The following is a 21,507-nucleotide window of genomic DNA, read 5'->3' as shown; positions in this document are numbered from 1 at the left end:
TACCGGCCAGCTTGAGGGTATCAACAACCGGATCAAGGTAATGAAACGGATGGCCTATGGCTACCGCGACTCCGACTTCTTTTTCCTGAAGATCAAAGCCGCGTTTCCCGGAAATCCGTGAAGAACCAAAAAAAAACCCATCCCGGCGAGACGCCGGAACGGGCAAAAGGTTGCTCGTGAATTTCTGTTATTGATACGTGACGACTAGCGTAGGACGGTAATTCGCGTTCCCATGCTCTTTCGTTCCATACTCCACCGACGAGGCGCTGCCGAAATTGGCGGCGCCCTCCAGCTTCATCGACAAGACCTTGCTGCCACCCATCACGCCGTTGGCCGCCGCCGTCACATCAATCTCGACCGGCGTATTCACCGCAGGCACCTCCCAGCTCCCCAGCAAGCCGCCATTGGCCGGCATGGTATTCCAGGTCACCGCGCCTTCAGTCCAGTTGTCCGTGCCGGTCTGGTACAGATTGTGCGTCACGCCCGCCATGCCCACCGACGTCGGCGTCAGTTTCAGCTTGGCGCTGGTGACCGTGCCGCTGATGGCGGACAGGTCAAACTTCAGCAGCGCTTTGCGCGTATAGCTCACCGTCTCCTGCTTGACCACCATGCTCGCCGTGGCGCCGTAGTTGGTGGTGGCGTAAGTGCCGTCGCGCAGATACGCATCCCCGGCAGGTCCCAGCGACGTCTTGTTCGTCAGCGCGAACTTGGCCTTGAAGGACTTGCCCAGCGAGCCATTGACGCTGACCGCCAGCTTGATCGTCGCCGCGCCCGGATTGAGGAAGCTGATGGCGTCATCCTTGCTCACCAGGTTGCCGCTGCGGTTCACTTCCAGGTTAATCAGGCCGGTATTGAGCTGGGTCGGATCGGCCACCGCCAGTTCCAGCTCGCCGCCCACCTGCCGCAGCGTGACCACCGAACGCTTGTCGCTGGTCAGATACGGCTGGCCCGCCACGTTGACGGTCTTGGACGAATCAAACCAGTACACCACGCCCGTCACGCCCTGCGCATTGTCCCGGACCGCCGTGGCGGTGGTGGAACGCTCGATCACGCTGATGGGATTGGCGGCGGCAAAGGCGGCGGTTTCCTCGGCGCTGCGGTTGGGCAGCAGGATATAGGTGTAGACCGCGTTCGTGGGATTGACACCGTGGTTCAGCGCCAGGCTCAGGAAGTTGTTGCTGACCGAGGCCGTGCCGCCGTCGTCATTGATCGCGCGCCACGTCCCGCTGCGGCTTTCCCTCAACGCGGCCACGGAAGGCAAGTCCGGGAAGACATAGCCGATATCGGAGCCGTAGGAGGTGTTGCCCGCCAAATGCGCCCACTTGGTGGCGGGCATGGCCTCGGACCAGGCCAGCGTGCCTGGCTTGGCGTTGGCCACGTCGTTGACGGTCAGCTGATTGTCGCCCGCCCCGTTCAGCAAACGGTTCTCCACGATGGTCTCCACCGGCACGCCGTCGGTGCTGGTGATGCCGGTGCCGACGGCCACAATGCGGTCGCCGAACATGAACCAGGCCTTCTTTCCCGACAAGGTGCTGGCCGTTGAATTGGTCATCGCGAACTCCATGGCGGCGGTGGCGAACTCGCGGTTCAGTTCCGCGCCGCCGATGGCGTTCTTGGGATTGCTGTAGTGCTTCCACGCCACCAGCGTGCCGCTGCTGCCGTCTGTCGTGGTGCCGGACAGGCGCCGCGGATTGACCGTGGGCCAGTAGTTGTTGGTGTACTGGGTCTGGTCCGCGTTATACAGCTGGGTCATGCCTGCGCCGGTCCACCAGCCGAACTTGTTTTCGCCGTTGCCGTATTCGAAAGCGCTGATACGCTTGGAGAACATCGACAAGGCGAAGGCATAGCCGTCGCGGCGCGACACGGCGCGGTCCGCCGACGGGAAGATGCGGGTCTCGTTCCCTTCCGGCGCGGACGGAATGCTCGGGTCATTCAGGATGGCCTTGATCAGCGCGATATCGAACACCGGCACGCCCGCGCCGGCCCAGGGCGTGAAATAGCTCTCGCCAAAGCTGCCGTCGCGCTCCACCCAGCCCTTGATCACGGACTTCAGCTGGAACGCCTGCGGCTCCGGCAGCACCTGCGCCAGCTCGGCCAGGGAGTTGATGGTGGAGCGCCCGGTAAGATGGTCCGACGAGCCCTGGCGCGAAATGCTGCGGCCGCGCTGGTTGTCCATCATGGCGCCGTCGAAGATGAAAGGACGGTAGGCGTTCATCGCCCAGTCAAAGGGATTGAGGTAGTTCGGGTCCGAGCTGATGGACCAGGCGGTATCGTTGAGCAGGTAATACAGCTTGCTGATATCGGCCAGCAGCACCGTGCCGTAAGCGCCAACATAAGGCGTGTTGGTGTGCTGGATAAAGCTGCCGTCGGTGTAATAGCCGTCTCCCTTGGAAACGTAGACCAGGGCGGCGGGTATGGCGTCGCGCCCCGCTGCGATCTTGCTGCCGTCCTTGCCGACTATGCCGCGCAGCACCGCGCCGAGCGCCTTGTCCAGCCGGTTGGCCGCCACTTCCTCAATGGCATTGGCGGCAATGGTGCCGTCCATGCTGGCGCGCTTGATCGGATTGGGCGTGTAATGGTCCATCGCGGCGACGACGGCGGCGATGCGCTCTGGCGTCAGCAGGCTGTAGTTCGCCATCATGAAGGTGTTCAGATTGGCCGGCGTGCCTATCTGCCAGTCCCACCAGTTGTCGTAGCCGGTGCCGGTGGCCGAGTAGCCATGCGCGATCAGCCAGTCCAGGCTCTCCAGCGTGGCCTGCAGCACCTCGACACTCTGGTAATAAGGCGAACTGGAAGACTTGTAGGCCGCCATGAGCGCGCTCAGGCGGGCCACGCTGGCCGTGACGTTGGCCGACACCGTGCCCAGCGGCAGATCCGGCCACAGCGCCGCGCGGTCCGGCGCCTGGTTCAAGGTGGTCCAGTAGCGCTCGTTGGCGCTGCTGCTGTTGGCCGCCTGCATGGCCACGTCGGGGTCATTGGCAGCCAGGGCCGGGGCGCTGGCGGAACGGTTCAGCCACTTGTTGCGCAGGTCGTCGTACACGTCGGCGCGGGCCGGGGCGGCGGTCAGGCCGGCATGCAGCAGCAAGGCCAGCAGCAAGCCGGGGCGCCGCGGGCGGAAAGCGAGATTCATGTGTTTCTCCAAAGTGTGCGCAACCAGGATTATTTTTATCAGTTAACGTTATCACTCAAATACCTGCAGGCGCAATCGAAATACCCGCGCGCCGTTTGCCGGCCACAACAAACCGCAGTTGCAATGCGATCATCAAAGTGATAACGTTAACTCACATCCTTGCGCCCAACTTTTCCAGGACACCCACATGACCGAAAAACGCCGCGACTTCATCAAACAACTGGCCGCCGCCAGCGGCGCCATGCTGGCGGCGCCGTCCCAGGCCGCCGCGCCGCGCAAGCCGGGCAAGAGCCGGCCGCCCAACCTGCTGCTGGTCTTCCCCGATGAAATGCGGGCGCAAGCGCAGCAATTTATGCAGGCCGATCCCGTGCTCACGCCCAATATCGACCGCTTCGCCCGCGAAGCGCGGGTGATGCGCGAGGCCGTCTCCAACTACCCGCTGTGCACGCCGGCGCGCGGCATGCTGATGACGGGCCAGTACGCCATCCGCAACGGCATGACCGGCAACTGCCACGACTACGGTGCCCTGGTCGGCATCGACCTGTCGCGGCATGCGCTGTGCTGGTCCGACATCCTCAAGGCCCAGGGCTACGCCACGGGCTACATCGGCAAATGGCACCTGGACGCGCCGCATGCGCCCTTCGTGGAAAGCTACAACAACCCGCCGCACGGCATGAAATGGAACGAATGGACGCCGCCCGAGCGCCGCCACGGCTTTGATTACTGGTACTCCTACGGCACCTACGACCGCCACCTGACGCCCATGTACTGGAGCAACGAGAGCACGCGCGACACGCCGCTGCATATCCGCCAATGGGGGCCGGAACACGAAGCCGACAAGGCCATCGGCTACCTGAAAAACGAAGGCGGCAAGCTGCGCGATCCCGCCAAGCCCTTCGCGCTGGTGGTGTCGATGAACCCGCCGCACAGCCCCTACGACCAGGTGCCGCAGCGCTACCTGGACCTGTACGCAGGCCAGAGCGCCAAAGAGCTGAACCGCAGCCCGGCGGTGAACTGGGACAAGGCCTACGCGGCGGGGGCCGGCCCGCGCCACGCGCAAGCGTATTTCGCCATGGTCAGCGGCGTGGACGAGCAGTTCGGCCGCATCATGAAAACGCTGGACGACTGCGGCCTGCGCGAGAACACGCTGGTGGTGTTCTTCTCCGACCACGGCTGCTGCCTGGGCGCGCATGGCGAGGTCAGCAAGAACAACTACTACGAAGAGTCGATGCGCATCCCGATGATGTTCCGCCTGCCCGGCGTGGTGCAGGCCGGCATGGACGACATGCTGATGTCGCTGCCGGACCTGTATCCCACCATGCTGGGCCTGCTGGGCCTGGAAGGCAAGATCCCGGCCACGGTGGAAGGCAGCGACCTGTCCCGGCGCATGCGCACCGGCAAAGGCGAAGGACCGGCGTCGCAGCTCTATATGTACATGCCCTACGGCGCCAACGCCTTCGGCAAGCGCGGCGTGCGCACCGCGCAATACACGCTGTCAATAGAGCGCCGGGACAAGAAGCCGCTGCAATACGTGCTGTTCGACCGCCAGGCCGACCCGCACCAGCTCAACAACATCGCCCCCGCCAACATGGCGCTGGTGCAGGATCTGGTCGAGCGCGAGCTGCAGCCCTGGCTCGAGCGCACCGGCGACCCATGGCGCCCCGCCCCGTTCGACACCAGCGGCCGCGCCAGCTAAAGCACGAGCTAACACACTCGCCTCACCCGGGGTCAGTTCTACAATCACGTCATACCTGCACCCGGGGTCAGTTCTACCATCACGTCATACCTGAAAGCATGACGTGATGGTAGAACTGACCCCGTAGGTGAAATGACGCGATGGGAGAACTGACCCCCGGGGGGTTAGCGCAATTTTGCCAGTGACTGCTGGGAACGGATGATGTTGATCAGCGTGCGCAAGGCGGGGTGGTTGTGGCGGCGGCTGCTGTAGTACATGTGGAAGGGCTCGCTGCTGGCGGCGTAGCCGGCAAGCACCAGCTGCAGGCTGCCCTGTTCCAGTTCTTCCCGCACCCGCGCCTCCAGCACATAGGCCAGCCCCACGCCGGCCTTGGCCGCCGCGATGGTGCTGGCGGTGTCGCCTATCGTGATCAGGCCGGGCACCCGCACGTGGCGCCGCGCCCTGCCCCGCCCGAGCTCCCAGCGGTAGCTCGATTTGTCGCCCAGCAGCAGTTGCAGACAGGTGTGGCTGGCCAGGTCGTCCGGATGCATGGGCTGGCCGCGCGCTTGCAGGTAGGCGGGCGCGCCGGCCACGATCCAGCGCTGCGGCCGGCTCAAAGGCACGGCCACCATGTCCTCCGGCACGTAGTGGCCGTAGCGTATGCCCGCGTCGTAGCCTTCGGCGACGATGTCGATCGGCCTGTCCTCCACCACCACCGTGAGCCGCACATCCGGGCACTGCCGGGCGAATTCGGGGATGGCGGGCTGTATCAGCACGTGCGCCGCGTCGGCGAAGACGTTGATGCGCAGCTCGCCGAAGCGGCCCGCGCCCGGCGCGTCCAGCTCGGCCAGCGCCTGCCCTATGCGGTCGAAGCCTTCCTCCAGCCGCTGCGCCAGCTCCTGGCCCAGATTGGTCGGCGAGACGGCGCGGCTGGAGCGGTTGAGCAGCTTGGTGGCCAGCCGCTCTTCCAGCCGCCGCATGGCGTGGCTGGCGGCGGACGGCGTGAGCCCGAGCTGGATGGCGGCCGCCTTGAAGCTGCGGGTGCGCGTAATGGCGAGGAAGACCCGCAGATCCGCGAGGTCGACACGGTCCAATGTGGACATGGATGAATCTCCTTCATTGCTGCAATGAAGCAGTCTAATCCAAAATCGTATCACGCCGCCTGCGATCCGGGATATAACTGGGCTTTACACCATCAGGGATTCAAGCAATGAAACATCGCGTGTTGGGCAAGACGGGGAAAGAGGTATCGGAAATCGGCTTTGGCGCATGGGCCATCGGCGGCGCGTGGGGCGATGTGTCCGTGGCGGACGCGAAGCAGGCGCTGCACGCGTCGCTGGATGCGGGCACCACCTTTATCGACACGGCGGACGTGTATGGCGACGGCCGCTCGGAGCGCATCATCGCCGAGGTGCTGAAGGAGCGCGGCGGCCCCCGCCCCATGGTGGCCACCAAGGCCGGCCGCCGCCAGTCGCCGCACACCGCCGACGGCTACAACCGCGAGAACCTGACCGCCTTCGTGGAGCGCTCGCTGGCCAACCTGGACACCGACGCGCTGGACCTGCTGCAGCTGCACTGCCCGCCCACCGAGGTCTATTACCGTCCTGAGGTGTTCGGCGTGCTGGACGACCTGGTCGCGGCGGGCAAACTGCGCAGCTACGGCGTGTCGGTCGAGAAGGTGGAGGAAGGCCTGAAGGCGATGGAGTACGCCAACGTGGCCACGGTGCAGATTATCTTCAATATGTTCCGCCAGCGCCCGGCCGGCCTGTTCTTCGCGGAGGCGGCCAGGCGCGGCGTGGGCGTGATTGCCCGCGTGCCCCTGGCCTCCGGCCTGCTGACCGGCAAAATGAACCGCGACACCCTCTTCGCGGCGGACGACCACCGCGCCTTCAACCGCAACGGCGAAGCCTTCGACAAGGGCGAGACCTTCTCCGGCGTGCCCTACGGCCTGGCGCTGGAGGTGGTGGAGGACATCCGCAAGCTGCTGCCCGCCGGCGCCGCCATGACCCAGTTCGCGCTGAAATGGATCTTGATGGAGGACGCGGTCAGCACCGTCATCCCGGGCGCCAAGAACGGCGCCCAGGCCCAGGCCAACAGCGCCGCCAGCGCCGCGCCCGCCCTGCCGGCCGATGTGATGCAGGAAATCCGCAACCTCTACCTCTCCCGTATCGCCCCGCACGTGCACCACCTCTGGTGAGGTTTTGTTTGACTTTATAGAAAGTCTGTCGTTATTATGAAAACGTTTTCAAGAAATGTGAAAACGTTTTCAAAGACCAACTATAATTCATCAAAACAGCAGCAACGGAGACCAGCAATGCCACCAAACCGTCCATCGACCTCGCCGCTGCTATGGGTGCCCACCGGCTATTTCACCATGGCGCTGGCCTATGTGATGCTGACCAGCGTGAGCTCCATCATGTTCAAGAACCTGGGCATGGACAACGGCCAGGCGGCCGGCTATTCGAGCATGCTGATCTTCGCCTACACCATCAAGCCGCTGTTCGCGCCCTTCGTGGACATGTACCGCACCAAGAAGTTCTTCGTGCTGGCCACGCAGCTGCTGCTGGCCCTGGGCTTTGGCGCCATTGCGCTGGCCATGGCCATGCCGGGCGCGATGGCGCTGCTGGTGGCAATGTTCGTGCTGATGTCCTTCATCGGCGCCACCCAGGACATCGCCAGCGACGGCGTCTACGTCACCTCGCTGGATTCGCGCAGCCAGTCGCTGTACTGCGGCATCCAGAGCCTGTCCTGGAACGTCGGCCCCATCGTGGCCTCGGGCGGCCTGGTCTACCTGTCCGGCCGCCTGCACGCCGACGTGTTCGGCCATGATCCCAAGACCTTCGGCCCGGAGTGGATGGACGCCTGGCGCGTCATCTTCATCATCGTCGCCGTGCTGACGCTGGTGATGATGGCCTGGCATGTGCGCGTGATGCCGGACGGCGCGCGCGCACCGGACACGCCCTCCTCCGCCGCCGAAGCGCGCCGCATCCTGGTCGACGCTTTCCGCACCCTGTTCGCCAAGCCCGGCGTGTGGCTGATGATCGCCTTTGCCTTCCTGTTCCGCCTGAGCGTGGGCTTCCTGGAAAAGATCGGCCCCTTCTTCATGGTGGACCCGGTGGCCAAGGGCGGCCTGGGGCTGTCGAACGAGCAGCTGGGCATTATCTACGGCACCTACGGCCTGGCGGCCGTGCTGCTCGGCTCCCTGCTGGGCGGCTGGTTCGTGGCGCGGCGCGGCCTCAAGTCCACACTGTTCACGCTGTGCTGCGCCATCAACATCCCCAACGCCACCTTCCTGGTGATGAGCATCTACCAGCCGGACAGCCTGCTGGCCATCAGCGCCGGCGTGGTGATCGAGAAGTTCTTCTTCGGCTTCGGCGCGGTGGGCTTCATGATCTACCTGATGCAGCAGCTCGCCCCCGGCAAATACGCCACCACCCACTACGCCTTCGGCACCGGTTTGATGGGCTTGTGCGGCATGGTCACCGGCGTCCTGTCCGGCCACCTGCAGCAGATGATGGGCTATGTGCCTTACTTTATCTTCGTGATGGTGGCCACCATTCCTTCCTTTATCGTGTGCTGGAAGGCGCCCTTCCACCATGACGACGGCATGCAGGACCCGGCCCAGGCAGCCAAGCCGGAACCGGACGGCGCGCCGAGCGGCTATTCGGCCTGAGCTCAGACAACAAGCAGCTTCTTGCCCTGCTCGCGCAAAATGGCCGCCACCCGCAGCGCCACCGGCGACAAATAAGCCTGGCGCCGGTGGCTCAGGCCGAAGCGGCGCTGCATCTGCAGCTCCGCCACGGCCACCTCGCGCACGCGCGCCCGGCCAACCACCAGGTTGAAGCGCGACACAAAGCCGAGCATTGAGGTCCGCTCCAGCACCGGCAGTATGGTGTTGAGCACGTTCGATTCAATCTGCACCTGCGGGCGCGGCAGGCCGTTGCGCTCGAAGGTCTGCTCCAGCCACTGGCGCGAGGCCACCGTGGCCGCCGGCAGCATCCATTTGTATTGCAGCAGCTCGGCCGGCGTGCGCGGCGCGTCGAAGATGGGATGGCGCTCGCTGGCCATCACCACCACCGTGTCCTCGGCAATCTGCTCGCACACCAGTTCCGCGTCGCCCTCCTGCATCGGCCCCACCGCCAGGTCGATCTCGCAGTCCCGCAGGCTGGCCACCAGGTTGTTGTTCATCGCCACCACCAGCTGCACCGTGATCTCCGGCGCCTGGGCCAGCAGTTGCTCGAACACGGCCGGCATCAGGTGCTCGGCCAGCGTGGGCAGGCAGCCAATGCGCACATTGCCGCGCAGGCCACCGGCGTAATCCTGCATCTCGCGCGCGGTCTCCTCCACCATGATGGCCATCTGCCGCGTGCGCTTCACCAGCACCTGGCCGGCGGCCGTCAGCCGCATGCCCCGGCCGTCCTTCTCGAACAGCCGGGCCCCCAGGTCGTCCTCCAGCCGGTCTATGCACTTGGTCAGCGCCGGCTGGGTCCGGTGCAGGCGCTCGGCCGCGCGCGCCAAGCTGCCTTCGGCGGCGATCACCTCGAAATACTTCATGTCCCGGAAGTCCACAACTCATTCCTCAAAGTTTAAAAATTCAAAAATTAAGTGAATATACATTATAGATTGTGCTACCTATACTCGGCTCACTGATTGCACAACACCACAACAAGGAGCACCCATGAGCCATTCCACCCCACCCGACGTGATCCGCGACATCGAACGCATCGACCCCGACCTGGTTGCGCGCGCCGCCATGTTCCCCTCGTCCATCCTGGCCGACGTGGCCGGCCGGCGCGGCGCCCTGAGCAGCCGCATCGCCCCGCTGGCGCCGTCCATGCGCCTGGCCGGCCCGGCCCTGACGATAGAAGTGCGTCCCGGCGACAACCTGATGATCCACGCCGCCATGGCCATGGCCAAACCGGGCGATGTGCTGGTAATCGACGGCAAGGGCGACGAGAGCTGCGCGCTGATGGGCGAAATCATGGTGTCGCAGTGCATGGCCATCGGCATTGCCGGCGTGGTGATTAACGGCGCCGTGCGCGATACCGAAGCAATCCGCGAGCTGGGCTTCCCCATGTATGCCATCGGCGCCAATCCGAACGGGCCGACCAAGCTGGTGCCGGGCCGTGTGAACTGGCCGGTGTCCGTGGGCGGCGTGACGGTGCAGCCGGGCGACCTGGTGGTGGCCGACGCCGACGGCGTGGTGGTGGTCGAACCGGCCAAGGTGCCGGCCATCCTGGAACTGGCGAAGAAGAAACTGGCGGACGAAACGGTGCGCCTGGAAGGCATCCGCAGCGGCGAGCAGCTGCGCCCGAACTGGCTGGACGGCGCGCTGCGCAAGGCCGGCGTGCTGGCCGAAGGGGAAACGCTGTGAACCACGCACGCGATACCATTCTGCGCGACACCATCCTGGTCACCGGCGCCGACCTGGCCGAGCAGGCGCTGGCCCTGCTGCCTTCGTTCGACATCGTGTACGCAGGCAGAACGCCGGACGAGGAACAGCTGCTGGACCTGAGCCGCCGCCACCAGCCGGCCGCCATTATCGTGCGCTACGGCCGCATCACCAGCCGCGTGATCGAGGCCAACAGCAAGCTGCGCGTGATCGCCAAGCACGGCGCCGGCCTGGACACCATAGACAGCGCGGCGGCCGCCCGGCGCGGCATCGCCGTCAAGGCTGCCGTGGGCGCCAATGCGCCCGCCGTGGCCGAGCACACCTGGGCCTTGATCCTGGCCTGCGCCAAGAACGTGGCCGGGCTGGACCAGCGCATGCGCGCCGGCCACTGGGACAAGCCCACCCACAAGAGCCTGGAACTGCGCGGCCGCACGCTGGGCCTGGTGGGCTTGGGCGCCATCGGCGCGCGCGTGGCCACCGTGGGCGCGGCGCTGGGCATGAAGGTCATCGCCCACGACCCGTATGCGACGACCGCGCCGGAAAGCGTGGCGCTGTTGCCGCTGGCCGAGGTGATCGCCGGAGCGGACGTGCTGTCGCTGCATTGCCCGCTCACGCCGGACAACGCCAATATGCTGAACGCGGCCACGCTGGCCACCATGCGTCCCGGCGCCATCGTGGTCAACACCGCGCGCGGCGGCCTGATCGACGAGCAGGCGCTGGCGGACGCCCTGCGCAGCGGCGCGCTGCTGGCGGCAGGGCTGGACAGTTTCCAGGTGGAGCCTTTCCGCGCGGACCACCCGTTTATCAGCATTCCCAACCTTGTCCTGTCGCCGCACATCGGCGGCGTGACCAGCGACGCCTATGTCGGCATGGGCGTGGCCGCCGCGCGCAACGTGTTGGCGGTACTGCAAGAACCAGCCTGACCGCAGCAAAACAAGCCCAAGCGCGCACCAAGACGCGCTTTAGGATTACAGTTACGGAGACGACTATGAACGCACTCGACAACAATACACGCATCGAAGCGGAAACCATCCGCAAGGTGACCTGGCGCCTGATCCCTTTCTTGATGGTGTGCTACCTGCTCGCCTTTATCGACCGGGGCAATATCGGCATGGCCGCGCTGCAGATGAACCACGACCTCGGCATCACGCCGCGTGTGTTCGGCTTTGCAGGCAGCCTGTTTTTCATTTCCTACTTCCTGTTCGAAGTGCCCAGCAACCTGGCGCTGCAGAAATTCGGCGCCCGCAAGTGGATCGCCCGCATCATGATCACCTGGGGCATCGTCACCGCCTGCACCGCCATGGTCCAGGGCCAGGCCTCGCTGTTCGCCATGCGCTTCCTGCTGGGCGCGGCCGAAGCGGGCTTCTTCCCCGGCGTGCTGCTCTACCTCACCTACTGGTTCCCGGCCGCCTACCGGGCGCGCATCATCGCCATTTTCATGGTGGCGGTGCCGATGGCCAGCTTTGTCGGCTCGCCGCTGTCGGCCCTGCTGCTGCAGGCGGACGGCATGCTGGGGCTGCGCGGCTCGCACTGGCTGTTCATCCTGGAAGGCGTGCCCACCGTGGCCATGGGCGTGGTCTGCCTGTTCTTCCTGACCGACCGCCCGCAGCAGGCCCGCTGGCTGACTGAAGAGCAGCGCAACTGGCTGGCCGGACGGCTGGAGCAGGAACGCAACGCCAAGAAAGGCGGCGCCAAGCCCACGGTCTGGCAGCTGTTCCGCAGCAAGGAAGTGCTGGGCATGGCCCTCATCTGCGCCACCGCCTCGTCGGCCGGCTCGGTGCTGGGCATCTGGCAGCCGCAACTGATCAAATCGTTCGGCCTGACCGTCATGCAGACCGGCCTGGTCAACGCCATCCCCTACGTGATCGCCTCGGTGGCCATGGTCTGGTGGGGCCGCCATTCGGACAAGAAGCGCGAACGCCGCTGGCACACCGCCATTCCGCTGGCCCTGATCGCCGCCGGCATGCTGTGCACGCTGCTGACCACGTCGCTGGCCACCACCATCGCGCTGCTGTCCTGCGTACTGATCGGCGCCTACTCCTTCAAGGGGCCGTTCTGGGCACTCAGTTCCAGCTGGCTCGCGCCGTCCTCCGCAGCGGCAGGCCTGGCCACCATCAACGCGGTGTCCAACCTGATCGGAGGCGGGCTGATGGTCAACGTCTACGGCTGGATCAAGGAGGAAACCGGCAGCCATGCGCTGGCCCTGATGCCCATCGCGGCGCTGGCCGTGGCCAGCATCCTCACCCTGCTCTCGCTGAGCAACAGCGCCCGCCAGACGGCGCGCAACGCAGCGGCCAACGCCACGGCTTAACAGCCCGGCAGCCGCCTCCCCTCGCAGCGTCCCGCACCGCCCCTGGCGGAGGGACGCTGCCGCCTCGCCACATCACGAAAAAAATCGGAGACAACCATGATCAAGCCCACCCTGCTGGCCTTGGCGCTGGCCGCCGTGCTGCCGCACGCCGCCGCCCGATCCAGCGTGCAGTTCTACGGCGCCATCGACGCCGGACTGCGCTACCAGACCAACGTGGACGAGGCCGGCAACAGCCTGCTGTCCATGGGGTCCGGCAACTACTATTCGAACCGGCTTGGCTTCCGCGCCCTGGAAGACCTGGGCGGCGGCCTGAGCGCGCGCGTCCTGCTGGAGAGCGGCTTTGTCAGCAAGACCGGCGCGCTGGACAACACCAAGAACGTGCTGTTCAACCGCACCGCCGCCGTCGGCCTGGGCGGAAAATGGGGCTATGTGGATCTGGGGCGGCAATACACCATAGGCTTCCGCACCGAACTGTTCCTCGATCCCTTCAACCACCACTACACCGGCCTGGTGCCGCTGTCCTCGGGCGCGGGCACGACGCTGCCGGCGGCGGCGGTGGCGGCCGGGCTGAGCGCCTCGTCCTCGTCGGGCACGCGCTTCAACAACGACATCCAGTACAGCGGCACTTTCGGCGGCCTGACCGTGCGCGCCGAGTACGCGCCGGGGGAAGTGGAAGGTGATGCGCGCAAAGGCACAGCGCGCGCGGCCGGCTTCAGCTACACCGGCGGCACGCTGCTGGCGGCGGGCGCCTACACCCGCAAGCAGACGCCGGCCGGATTCGAGAACGAAGCCCACATCGTCGGCGGCGGCGCCAAGCTGCAAAACGTGACCGTCAAGGCCGGCCTGTCGCGCGAACGGCAGGACGGCGCAGCTGGGGTTGCATACCGCAACATGACGGCCTTTGGCGGGGTCAGCTACCTGATCAATCCCTTCGTGGAAATCACGGGCGCGCTGTACCGCTCCCGCTACGCAGCGGGCAACAACAGCGGCACGCGCACGCTGTCCCTGCTTGGCGCGAGCTACACGCTCTCCACGCGCACCAACCTGTACGCGGAGATCGACGTCAACAGCTATCGCGGCGCGCTGCTTCCGGCCTCAAAGCAAACCCGCCAGCACGGCGTGTCGGCCGGCGTGATGCACCGGTTCTGAGGGGCGGCTCAAAGTCCGCTCAGCCGAAGGTGAAGGCGTAGGCTTCCGCGCCCTTGTCCAGGAAGCGGATTTCAAACCGGCGCTGGCGCACCTTGCCGCTCTGGCGGACCAGCTGGTACAGGCGGGTGGCGCTGACCACGCCGTTGCCGTCGGCGTCGATGTCGGCGCCGTGGTCGGCGCCCGGCGGCTGGCCGTCCAGCGTGACCTTGATGCGCACGCTGGCGCCCGGCTTGCCCGCGCCCAGCACCAGGTGCAGGTCGCGCGCGCTGAAGCGGTGCGCCACGGCGGCATCGGCCTGCCCCGCCACCGCGCTCTCGGCGCCCACCGTCCACTGGCCGGACAGCCCCCACTCGTTGAGTTGCAGCGCGCCCACGGAATACTGCTGCAAACGGTCCTGGCGCACACGCTCCGGCGAGCGGAAGTTCTCCGCCTGCCGGTAGCCGATGTAAGCTTCGCCGGAGCCGACGTTGTCCAGGTCCGGCTGCATCTGCTCGGCCGGCGTGGCTGGATTCACCAGGCCGCTGTCGACCGCCGGCTTGCCGCTGGCCTCGGCCAGCAGCGACTGGATGGCGCGCTCCATCTTGTCGTAATTGCCTTCGCCGAACTGCTTGTAGCGGATCTTGCCGTTGGCGTCCACCAGGTAGTAGGCCGGCCAGTAGCGGTTGCCCCAGGCCTGCCAGATGCTCTGCTTGCTGTCCACGGCGATGGGGAAGTCGATCTGGAAGCGGCCCACGGCGGCGTTCACATTGGTCAGGTCCTGCTCGAACTTGAATTCCGGCGTATGCACGCCGACCACGGCCAGGCCCTGGTCTTTGTATTTGCTGGCCCAGGCGCGCGCATAGGGCACGGTGCGGATGCAGTTGATGCAGGAATAGGTCCAGAAATCCACCAGCACCACTTTGCCGCGCAGCTGCTTGGACGTCAGCGGGGCCGAATTGAGCCAGGTCACGGCGCCGTCGAAACCGGGCGCGGTGCCCTCCACCGGCAGCTTGCCGCTCAGCGGCCCGGCGGGCGCCGTCGCCGCACTGCCGGCCGCCGCCAACAGGATGGCCGCCACACCGCCGGCCAGGGCCAAAGAGATCCGTTTCATCTGCATGCCTCGCTATGGAAATTGTCGATACCTGCGATTAGACCGCACGGCTGTATCCGGCGCATGTCGGGAAACGCTCTCCATGTGTCCGGGAGGCCGCCGGACATATTGAGATACAAAGCCGCGCTAGGCGGAGGGGCCGGCCCGTTCGCGGTGGTATTTGTCCAGGATGTCGCTGACCTTCTTGGCGGTGTAGGGCTTGACGATGAAGCCGCGCGCGCCGCCGGCGATGGCCGCCATCACGTTCGACAGTTCGCTGTTGCCGCTGACGACCACGCAATAGCACTGCGGGCGCAGCGTGCGCGCCAGCGCGATGACCTCCAGGCCGCCGAAGCCGGGCATGTTCAGGTCGATAAAGGCCAGGCCGATAGGCACGTCGTCGCGGCCCAGCATGTCGACGGCCTGCTGGCCGTCGGCGGCCAGCAGGAACTGGCGAAAGCCGTGGTCGCGCAGTACCGAGGTCAGCAGCGAGCGCATGGCAGGCTCGTCGTCGGCGATCAGGACCGTGCCCGCTTCATTCAAGCTCATGGTGTTCTCCTTCCGTGCGCAGCCGGCGCACCGCTTCCAGTTGTTCAATCTTCTGCAGCGCTTCCAGCGCGCGCGGCGCGGCGCCGTTCAGTGCGGCCGACTCGATCTCGGCGGCCAGGCTGCCCACCTCGGCAAAGCCGAACGAGGCAGCCGAGCCCTTGAGCATATGGGCCAGGCGCTCGGCCTCGTCCAGCCGCGCCGCGTCGAGCGCCGCCCGCAACGCGTCCAGCCGTCCCGGCAAGGCCTGACCGTAGGCCAGCCGCAGCGGTCCCAGGCTGGGGATGTTGGCGAAGTCGGTGGGCGCCGAGCCCGGCCGCGCGGCCAGCGCCTGTTCCAGCGCCTGGCCCAGCAGGCCGAAATCGATGGGCTTGGCCACATGGCCGCTGAAGCCGGTGGCGTGGTAGCGCGCCAGGTCTTCCGGCAGCACATTGGCGCTCAGCGCCAGGATGGGGCCGCCGTAGCCGGCCGCCCGCAGCACGGCGGTCGCCTCCAGGCCGCCCAGCACCGGCATCTGCACGTCCATCAGGATCACGTCGTAGGAGGCCTGCAGCGCGGCCTCGACCGCCTCCTTGCCGTTCTCGGTCATGGTGTAGCGCAGGCCGCAGCGGGCCAGGTAGGCGGCCACCAGCTTGCGGTTGTCGGGACCGTCCTCGGCCACCAGCACATGGCCGGCCAGGCGGCTTTCGCCCGGCGGCGGCGCGGTGGGCTGCGCCGCCGGCGCCTGCTCCAGCCAGGCCGACTGCGGCGCCACTGCAGCCGGCACGCTGACCGTGAAGCGCGAACCGCGCCCCGGCTCGCTCTCCACGCCGACCTCGCCGCCCATGGATGTGGCCAGCTGGCGCACCAGGTGCAGCCCCAGGCCGGTGCCGCCGTAGCGGCGCGCGGTCGACGCGTCGGCCTGCGAGAAAGGCAGGAACAGCGCCGCCTGCTGCTCGGCCGACATGCCGATGCCAGTGTCCGACACCACGCAGCGCAGGCGCTGGCCAGCCGCGTCGTAGTCCAGCGCCAGCGTTACGCTGCCCAGCTCGGTGAACTTGACGGCGTTGCCGCACAGGTTGAACAGGATCTGGCGCCAGCGCGTGGGGTCGCCCATCACCAGGGTGGGCAGCGGATAGGCCACCTCGCAGGCGAAGGCCACGCCCTTGCTGTGCGCCTGGGGGCGCATGGCGGCGCTGACGCCGGCGACGCAGTCGTAGGGCGAGAACGGCAGCAGTTCCAGCTGCAGGCGCCCGGCCTCGACCTTGGAAATATCCAGGATGTCGTTGAGGATGGCCAGCAGGTGCTGGCCGTTGCGGGCAATGATCTGGCCGGCGTCGCGCGCGTCGCTCAAGTGCGGCGCGCTCTCCATCAGCTCGGCAAAGCCGATGATGGCGGTCAGCGGGGTGCGGATTTCATGGCTCATCAGGGCCAGGAAGTCCGACTTGGCGCGGCTGGCCGCCTCGGCGTCGGCCTGCAGGCGCGCCATCAGCGCCATGTCGCGCTCGCGGCGGCGCACCGCGCGCAGCAGGAAGGCAAAGGCCATGCCCACGGCCAGCACGCCGCCGCCGCCCATCATGGCCAGCTTGAGCGCGTACTGGCGCCACTGGCCGAGAAACATATCGTCGGTCACGGTGACGTTGACGATCAAAGGGTATTTGTCCACCAGCCGGGGCGCGCCCATGCGCAGCACCGGCTGGCCTCCGGCAGCCAGGCGCGGCTGCGCCGTCACCAGCACGCCATGGCTGCGCCCCATGGTCTCGATCACGGTGTAGCTCGAGCCGCTGCGGTTGACCTTGCCCATCATCTCGTCCACGTGGGGCCAGCGCGCCAGCAGCGTGAAGTCGCGCCGGTACAGCGTAATGCTGGCGTCCTTTCCCAGGCTGATCTTGCGGTAGAAGTCGCTGATGAAGGCGCTGGAAAAGCCCACCAGCGCCACCCCGATGAACTCGCCGTGCCGGCCGTTGAGGCGCTTGCTCAGGTAAAAGGTCCAGGCGCCGTTGCCCTTGTTGCGCACCGGCGCGCTGATGAACACGCCGGCCTGGTTCGAGCTGCGCTGGGCCTGGAAATAATCGCGGTCGGCCAGGTTGATGGGCGGCGCAGGATGGGAACGCGTGAAATTGATCACGTCGCCGTTCGCGGCGATGATGGTGGCCACGTCCACCTGCGGCACGGCGCGCTTCTTGTCGCGCATGCTGGCGTACACGGCCGCCGTTCCCATGCGCTCGCGCAGTTCGGCCGCGCTGCCCGCCTCGGCCGCCTGCACCGTTTCGGCGATGCTCTCGAGGATCAGGTAGGCGGCGGTCACCTCCTGCGAGGTCTGCTCGGCCAGCACCAGCGACAGATTGCTCAGGTGCTGGCGCCATTCGTCGATGGCCTGCTGGCGCGCCATCCAGATCAGCGCGGCGCAGCCGGCCAGCATCGCGCCGATCAGCACGCAGGCCGAGGCGATGACGATGCGGCTGGCGCGGCGCCGGTTCGGCATGGGCGGCTCAGCCCGCCGGCGCGGCGTCGCCGGCCCAGATCCGCTCCAGGTCCGCGAAGGCCCACTGCTCGCGCGGCTCGCGGCCGCTGATGCCGTCCTTGGCCGCAGCCGAGGACAGGTCCAGCCGCACCGGCTCGATGCGCTCCTGGCTGCGCAGCGAGTAGAAGGCCTTGACCACCGGCTTGGTCAGCGTGGCCGGATTCTGCTCGACCACGATGGCCAGCCGCTGCGACTGCAGCCGCACCAGCGTGCCCACCGGATAGATGCCCAGCAGTTTGACGAAGGCCGCCAGCACCTTGGGGTCGAAATGGCCCTTCCACTCGAGCATGCGGGCCACCGACTCGGCCGGGTCCCAGCCCGCCTTGTAGGGCCGGTTGGAGGTGATGGCGTCGTACACGTCGCACACCGCGCCCATGCGCGCCAGCAGCGAAATGGCCTCGCCCTGCAGGCGGTCCGGATAGCCGCCGCCGCCGAATTTCTCGTGGTGGTGCAGGCACACGTCGGCCACGGCCGGGCTGACGTTGCCGCACTCCATCAGCAAGTCATAGCCCTGGCGCGGATGGTTGCGCACCTCTTCGAACTCCAGGTCGGTCAGCTTGCCCGGCTTGTTCAGGATGTCGAGCGGGGTGCCGGATTTGCCCAGGTCGTGCAGCAGCCCGGCCAGGCCGGCCTCGCGGCAAGCCGCCTCGCCGAAGCCGAGCGCCTGGCCCAGGCCGACCATCAGCGCGCACACAGCCACCGAATGCATATAGGTGTAGTCGTCCTTGCTTTTCAGGCGGGCCAGGCTGATCAGCGCGGCCGGGTTGGCCAGCACCGACTGCGCCAGCTCGTCGACCAGGCCGGCGGCCTGCCCCAGGTCGACCGCGTTGCCCAGGCGGGCCTCGCGGAACATCGATTCGGTCGCGTCGCGCGCCTTGGCGCACAGCGCGGCCGCCTGCAGCAGTTCGCGCTCGAACTCGGTCGCCGGCGCTGCCGGGACTGCCGGGGCGGGCGCCGGGGCGGCGGCCGGCGCGGGCGCGACGTCCTCGCCCTTGTCGAGGTCTATCCAGCAGGTGGCGATGCCGCTGGCCAGCACCGCGTCGAGCTTGGCCTGGTCCGCCAGCAGGAAGCGGCTGCGCCAGAAAGGGCTGGCTAGCCAGGAGCTGTCAAAAGCATGTAAGAACATGCCCAGCCGAAGCTCGGCAACCCGGATCTGCTTCAAATTTTTTGCCATTGGACAAGTATTTTTCTGCAAGCACTGCTATGACGATGGCAGCCCGGGGCGCCCGGCCCCGAAACTGGATTTCCTGCGGTAATCATAGCAGCTAGCAGGCCGGCTCAGCGGCCCGCCGGCCGCGCGCCGTCAAAATTCTTCCCGGTCGGCAACGCTGCCCGCGCCGCCGCGCCCGCACGGGCTATAAAATTGATCCACATCAATTTTCAGCGCGGTTCAGGGCACCAGCACGGCAGCGCCGTCCACGGCGCCGGCGCGCAGCGCCGCCAGCGCCGCGTTGGCCTGCGCCAGCGGAAACGCGCTGGCGTGGGTGCGCAGCGGATAGTCCGCCGCCAGCCGCAGGAAGGCCTCGCCGTCGGCGCGGGTCAGATTGGCCACCGAGCGCAGCACGCGCTCGCCCCACAGCAGGGCGTAGGGAAAGGACGGCACGTCGCTCATATGGATGCCGGCGCACACCACCACCCCGCCCTTGCGCACCGCGGCCAGCGCCTGCGGCACCAGCGCGCCGACCGGGGCGAACAGGATGGCGGCGTCCAGCGGCGCAGGGGCGCGCTGGTCGCTGCCGCCGGCCCAGCTCGCGCCCAGCGCAAGCGCGAAGCGCTGCGACGGCAGGTCGCCGGGGCGGGTGTAGGCATACACCTCGCGGCACTGGTGGCGCGCGATCTGGCACAGCAGATGGGCCGCTGCGCCGAAGCCGTACAGGCCGATACGCTGCGCCGGGCCGGCCATGGCATAGGCGCGATAACCGATCAGGCCGGCGCACAGCAGCGGCGCCGCGTGCACGTCGTCGTAGCCTGCTGGCAAGCGAAAGACATAGCGCGCGTCGGCCACCATGTACTCGGCATAGCCGCCGTTCAGATCGTAGCCGGTGAAGCGCGCCTGCCCGCACAGGTTCTCCTGCTGCCGGACGCAGTAGGCGCAGAGGCCGCAACTGCCGCCCAGCCAAGCCACCCCCACCCGTTCGCCCAGCGCGTAGCCGGACACGCCGGCGCCGCAGCGCAGCACCCGCCCCACCACTTCGTGGCCGGGGATGAGCGGCGCCCGGTGCGGCGCCAGTTCGCCGTCGGCGATATGCAGATCGGTGCGGCATACGCCGCAGGCGCCCACCCGCAGCAGCAGTTGCTGCGCTTGCGGCGCCGGCAGCGGCACCCGGGCGGCGCGCAGCGGCTGGCCGGGCCGGTCCAGCAGCATGGCCAGCATGGTCCCGTCCGGGGCCGGCAGATCGGGCAGGGGTGCGCTCATGCGGCCTCCTTGCCCGGCTAGCTGGACGGCGTGGAGGCCAGCTGCACGGCAATGGCCAGCACCGTATCCATGGTGGCCAGGTGCGCTTCGAACCACAGCGGCAGCAGCGACACGGCGTGGCGCGCCGCCGCCACGTCGTCCGGATGCAGGCCGTGCAGCGTGGCCAGCACGCGCGCGTGCTGCTCGCGGTGCGCCGGCAGGCCCGGGTAGCCGATCGCCTCCATCAACGCCTCCTCCGCGCGGAAGTCCTGCTCCAGGCAGTCGACCAGCAAGGCCAGGCCCGCACCGAATGCCTCGTCCGGCTGCGCCAGCAGGTGCGCGATCTGCCCGATCAGGGCCTGGTGGGCCAGATCGACCGACGGTATGCCCACCGCCATGTGCGGCGCCCATGCGATCTGCTCCATAGTGTGCCCTCCTGTTGCTTGCGCCGCCGCGCGGCGCGCAAGCTTACAATAGTCCACCCGCCCGGCCGGCGCAGCGCGCGGGTTTGATAAAAATCAAAAAACCGGCGAATTGTCTTTCCGCCGCTATTCATTGCGCAGCGCCGCAATCGGGTCCATGGCGGCGGCGCGCCGCGCCGGCACATAGCCGAACAGCACCCCCACGCCGGCCGAGAAGGCGAAGGACAGCAGGTTGATGCGGGGGTTGAACAGATAGGGCAGCTGCATGGCGGCGGCCAGCAGCGCGCCGGCCGCCGCCGCCAGCGCCACTCCGATCAGCCCGCCCAGCGTGGCCAGTACCACGGCTTCGATCAGGAACTGCAGCAGCACGTCGCGTTCGCGCGCGCCGATGGCCAGCCGCAAGCCGATCTCGCGGGTGCGCTCGGTGACGCTGACGAGCATGATGTTCATGATGCCGATGCCACCGACCAGCAGGCTGACCGAGGCCACCGCGCCGAGCAGGGTGGTCATCACCCGCGCCGCGCCGGACATGGTGTCGGCCAGCTGGCGCGTGTCGACGATGTTGAAATTGTCCTCGTCGCCGGCGGCCAGCTTGCGCCGCTCGCGCAGCAGCTGGCGCAGGCGCGCCTGCAGCGCCGCGCCGTCGCTGTCCTCCTGCATCGAGATCAGCAGCGTGTTCACGCGCTGGTTGCCGGTGACCCGGCGCTGCAGGGTGCGCAGCGGCAGCAGCACCACGTCGTCCTGGTCGTTGCCGGACGCGCCCTGCCCCTTGGCCGCCAGCAGCGCCACCACCACGCAGGAGAAGCGCTTGATGCGCAGCCGCTCGCCCAGCGGGTCGCGTCCCGGCAGCAGCGCGCGCGCCACCGTGGCGCCCAGCGCGCAGACGGCGACGCCGGCGCGCTGCTCGCCGTCGTC

The 21,507-nt window shown here is 67.3% G+C and carries 18 protein-coding genes; 8 read left to right on the top strand and 10 right to left on the bottom strand.

Annotated elements, in window-relative coordinates:
• Positions 1-121, top strand: a 121-nt coding sequence (locus tag GTP77_RS28240) for a transposase (protein WP_161075479.1), incomplete at its 5' end; no start/stop codon positions are given.
• Between the two features lie 66 nt (positions 122-187).
• Here the strand turns inward: GTP77_RS28240 and GTP77_RS28235 are convergent.
• Positions 188-3,130, bottom strand: a complete 2,943-nt coding sequence (locus GTP77_RS28235) for a polysaccharide lyase family 8 super-sandwich domain-containing protein (RefSeq protein ID WP_161075478.1) — start codon at positions 3,128-3,130, stop codon at positions 188-190.
• Between the two features lie 187 nt (positions 3,131-3,317).
• Here GTP77_RS28235 and GTP77_RS28230 point away from each other — a divergent pair, with 187 nt between their 5' ends.
• A complete protein-coding gene (locus tag GTP77_RS28230; protein WP_161075477.1) occupies positions 3,318-4,826 on the top strand; it encodes a sulfatase family protein in 1,509 nt (502 codons plus the stop codon).
• Between the two features lie 164 nt (positions 4,827-4,990).
• Here GTP77_RS28230 and GTP77_RS28225 read toward each other — a convergent pair whose 3' ends face one another.
• Positions 4,991-5,908, bottom strand: coding sequence for a LysR substrate-binding domain-containing protein (locus GTP77_RS28225; RefSeq protein WP_161075476.1), 918 nt, complete (start codon positions 5,906-5,908; stop codon positions 4,991-4,993).
• A 107-nt stretch (positions 5,909-6,015) separates the two neighbouring features.
• Between GTP77_RS28225 and GTP77_RS28220 the strand changes: the two genes are divergently transcribed.
• Both GTP77_RS28220 and GTP77_RS28215 read left to right on the top strand, forming a co-directional pair.
• On the top strand, positions 6,016-7,002 hold the full coding sequence (locus GTP77_RS28220) for an aldo/keto reductase (protein ID WP_161075475.1): 987 nt from the start codon (positions 6,016-6,018) through the stop codon (positions 7,000-7,002).
• 117 nt (positions 7,003-7,119) lie between these two features.
• Positions 7,120-8,478 (top strand): MFS transporter, encoded by a 1,359-nt coding sequence (locus GTP77_RS28215; protein ID WP_161075474.1) that lies wholly within the window; start codon positions 7,120-7,122, stop codon positions 8,476-8,478.
• Between the two features lie 2 nt (positions 8,479-8,480).
• On the opposite strand, the gene GTP77_RS28210 is transcribed toward GTP77_RS28215, so the two are convergent.
• Positions 8,481-9,374 carry a LysR family transcriptional regulator gene (locus GTP77_RS28210; RefSeq protein WP_161075473.1) on the bottom strand — a complete coding sequence of 298 codons (894 nt, stop codon included), beginning with the start codon at positions 9,372-9,374 and terminating at the stop codon, positions 8,481-8,483.
• 109 nt (positions 9,375-9,483) lie between these two features.
• Between GTP77_RS28210 and GTP77_RS28205 the strand changes: the two genes are divergently transcribed.
• From GTP77_RS28205 to GTP77_RS28190, 4 genes are all read left to right on the top strand, one after another.
• Positions 9,484-10,179, top strand: a complete 696-nt coding sequence (locus GTP77_RS28205; RefSeq protein ID WP_161075472.1) for an RraA family protein — start codon at positions 9,484-9,486, stop codon at positions 10,177-10,179.
• Positions 10,176-11,120, top strand: coding sequence for a hydroxyacid dehydrogenase (locus GTP77_RS28200; RefSeq protein WP_371869412.1), 945 nt, complete (start codon positions 10,176-10,178; stop codon positions 11,118-11,120). The genes GTP77_RS28205 and GTP77_RS28200 overlap by 4 nt, the downstream gene beginning before the upstream one ends.
• Positions 11,121-11,185: 65 nt before the next feature.
• A complete protein-coding gene (locus GTP77_RS28195; protein WP_161075471.1) occupies positions 11,186-12,508 on the top strand; it encodes an MFS transporter in 1,323 nt (440 codons plus the stop codon).
• A 96-nt stretch (positions 12,509-12,604) separates the two neighbouring features.
• On the top strand, positions 12,605-13,657 hold the full coding sequence (locus tag GTP77_RS28190; RefSeq protein WP_161075470.1) for a porin: 1,053 nt from the start codon (positions 12,605-12,607) through the stop codon (positions 13,655-13,657).
• A 19-nt stretch (positions 13,658-13,676) separates the two neighbouring features.
• Here the strand turns inward: GTP77_RS28190 and GTP77_RS28185 are convergent, their stop codons facing one another.
• From GTP77_RS28185 to GTP77_RS28155, 7 genes are all read right to left on the bottom strand, one after another.
• On the bottom strand, positions 13,677-14,747 hold the full coding sequence (locus GTP77_RS28185) for a redoxin family protein (protein ID WP_228893306.1): 1,071 nt from the start codon (positions 14,745-14,747) through the stop codon (positions 13,677-13,679).
• Between the two features lie 126 nt (positions 14,748-14,873).
• Complete coding sequence (locus tag GTP77_RS28180) at positions 14,874-15,275, bottom strand: response regulator transcription factor (RefSeq protein WP_161075468.1); 402 nt, start codon at positions 15,273-15,275, stop codon at positions 14,874-14,876.
• Positions 15,262-17,736 (bottom strand): hybrid sensor histidine kinase/response regulator, encoded by a 2,475-nt coding sequence (locus GTP77_RS28175; RefSeq protein ID WP_161075467.1) that lies wholly within the window; start codon positions 17,734-17,736, stop codon positions 15,262-15,264. The genes GTP77_RS28180 and GTP77_RS28175 overlap by 14 nt, the downstream gene beginning before the upstream one ends.
• Before the next feature lie 7 nt (positions 17,737-17,743).
• Positions 17,744-18,949, bottom strand: coding sequence for an HD-GYP domain-containing protein (locus GTP77_RS28170; RefSeq protein WP_161075466.1), 1,206 nt, complete (start codon positions 18,947-18,949; stop codon positions 17,744-17,746).
• Between the two features lie 216 nt (positions 18,950-19,165).
• Positions 19,166-20,149 carry a zinc-dependent alcohol dehydrogenase family protein gene (locus GTP77_RS28165; protein ID WP_161075481.1) on the bottom strand — a complete coding sequence of 328 codons (984 nt, stop codon included), beginning with the start codon at positions 20,147-20,149 and terminating at the stop codon, positions 19,166-19,168.
• 59 nt (positions 20,150-20,208) lie between these two features.
• Complete coding sequence (locus GTP77_RS28160) at positions 20,209-20,595, bottom strand: bacteriohemerythrin (protein ID WP_161075465.1); 387 nt, start codon at positions 20,593-20,595, stop codon at positions 20,209-20,211.
• A gap of 123 nt (positions 20,596-20,718) precedes the next feature.
• Positions 20,719-21,507, bottom strand: a 789-nt coding sequence (locus tag GTP77_RS28155; RefSeq protein WP_223149408.1) for an ABC transporter permease, incomplete at its 5' end; no start/stop codon positions are given.

The organism is Pseudoduganella aquatica, from assembly GCF_009857595.1.
Lineage (GTDB): Bacteria > Pseudomonadota > Gammaproteobacteria > Burkholderiales > Burkholderiaceae_D > Rugamonas > Rugamonas aquatica_A.
This window is presented reverse-complemented; position numbering and strand designations above follow the sequence as displayed.

What these genes read in the sequence shown, in the direction of transcription:
- GTP77_RS28235 (WP_161075478.1), bottom strand. Translation starts at nt 3,130, where the DNA reads ATGAATCTCGCTTTCCGCCCGCGGCGCCCCGGCTTGCTGCTGGCCTTG.
- GTP77_RS28230 (WP_161075477.1), top strand. Translation starts at nt 3,318, where the DNA reads ATGACCGAAAAACGCCGCGACTTCATCAAACAACTGGCCGCCGCCAGC.
- GTP77_RS28225 (WP_161075476.1), bottom strand. Translation starts at nt 5,908, where the DNA reads ATGTCCACATTGGACCGTGTCGACCTCGCGGATCTGCGGGTCTTCCTC.
- GTP77_RS28220 (WP_161075475.1), top strand. Translation starts at nt 6,016, where the DNA reads ATGAAACATCGCGTGTTGGGCAAGACGGGGAAAGAGGTATCGGAAATC.
- GTP77_RS28215 (WP_161075474.1), top strand. Translation starts at nt 7,120, where the DNA reads ATGCCACCAAACCGTCCATCGACCTCGCCGCTGCTATGGGTGCCCACC.
- GTP77_RS28205 (WP_161075472.1), top strand. Translation starts at nt 9,484, where the DNA reads ATGAGCCATTCCACCCCACCCGACGTGATCCGCGACATCGAACGCATC.
- GTP77_RS28195 (WP_161075471.1), top strand. Translation starts at nt 11,186, where the DNA reads ATGAACGCACTCGACAACAATACACGCATCGAAGCGGAAACCATCCGC.
- GTP77_RS28190 (WP_161075470.1), top strand. Translation starts at nt 12,605, where the DNA reads ATGATCAAGCCCACCCTGCTGGCCTTGGCGCTGGCCGCCGTGCTGCCG.
- GTP77_RS28185 (WP_228893306.1), bottom strand. Translation starts at nt 14,747, where the DNA reads ATGAAACGGATCTCTTTGGCCCTGGCCGGCGGTGTGGCGGCCATCCTG.
- GTP77_RS28180 (WP_161075468.1), bottom strand. Translation starts at nt 15,275, where the DNA reads ATGAGCTTGAATGAAGCGGGCACGGTCCTGATCGCCGACGACGAGCCT.
- GTP77_RS28175 (WP_161075467.1), bottom strand. Translation starts at nt 17,736, where the DNA reads ATGCCGAACCGGCGCCGCGCCAGCCGCATCGTCATCGCCTCGGCCTGC.
- GTP77_RS28170 (WP_161075466.1), bottom strand. Translation starts at nt 18,949, where the DNA reads ATGGCAAAAAATTTGAAGCAGATCCGGGTTGCCGAGCTTCGGCTGGGC.
- GTP77_RS28165 (WP_161075481.1), bottom strand. Translation starts at nt 20,149, where the DNA reads ATGCTGGCCATGCTGCTGGACCGGCCCGGCCAGCCGCTGCGCGCCGCC.
- GTP77_RS28160 (WP_161075465.1), bottom strand. Translation starts at nt 20,595, where the DNA reads ATGGAGCAGATCGCATGGGCGCCGCACATGGCGGTGGGCATACCGTCG.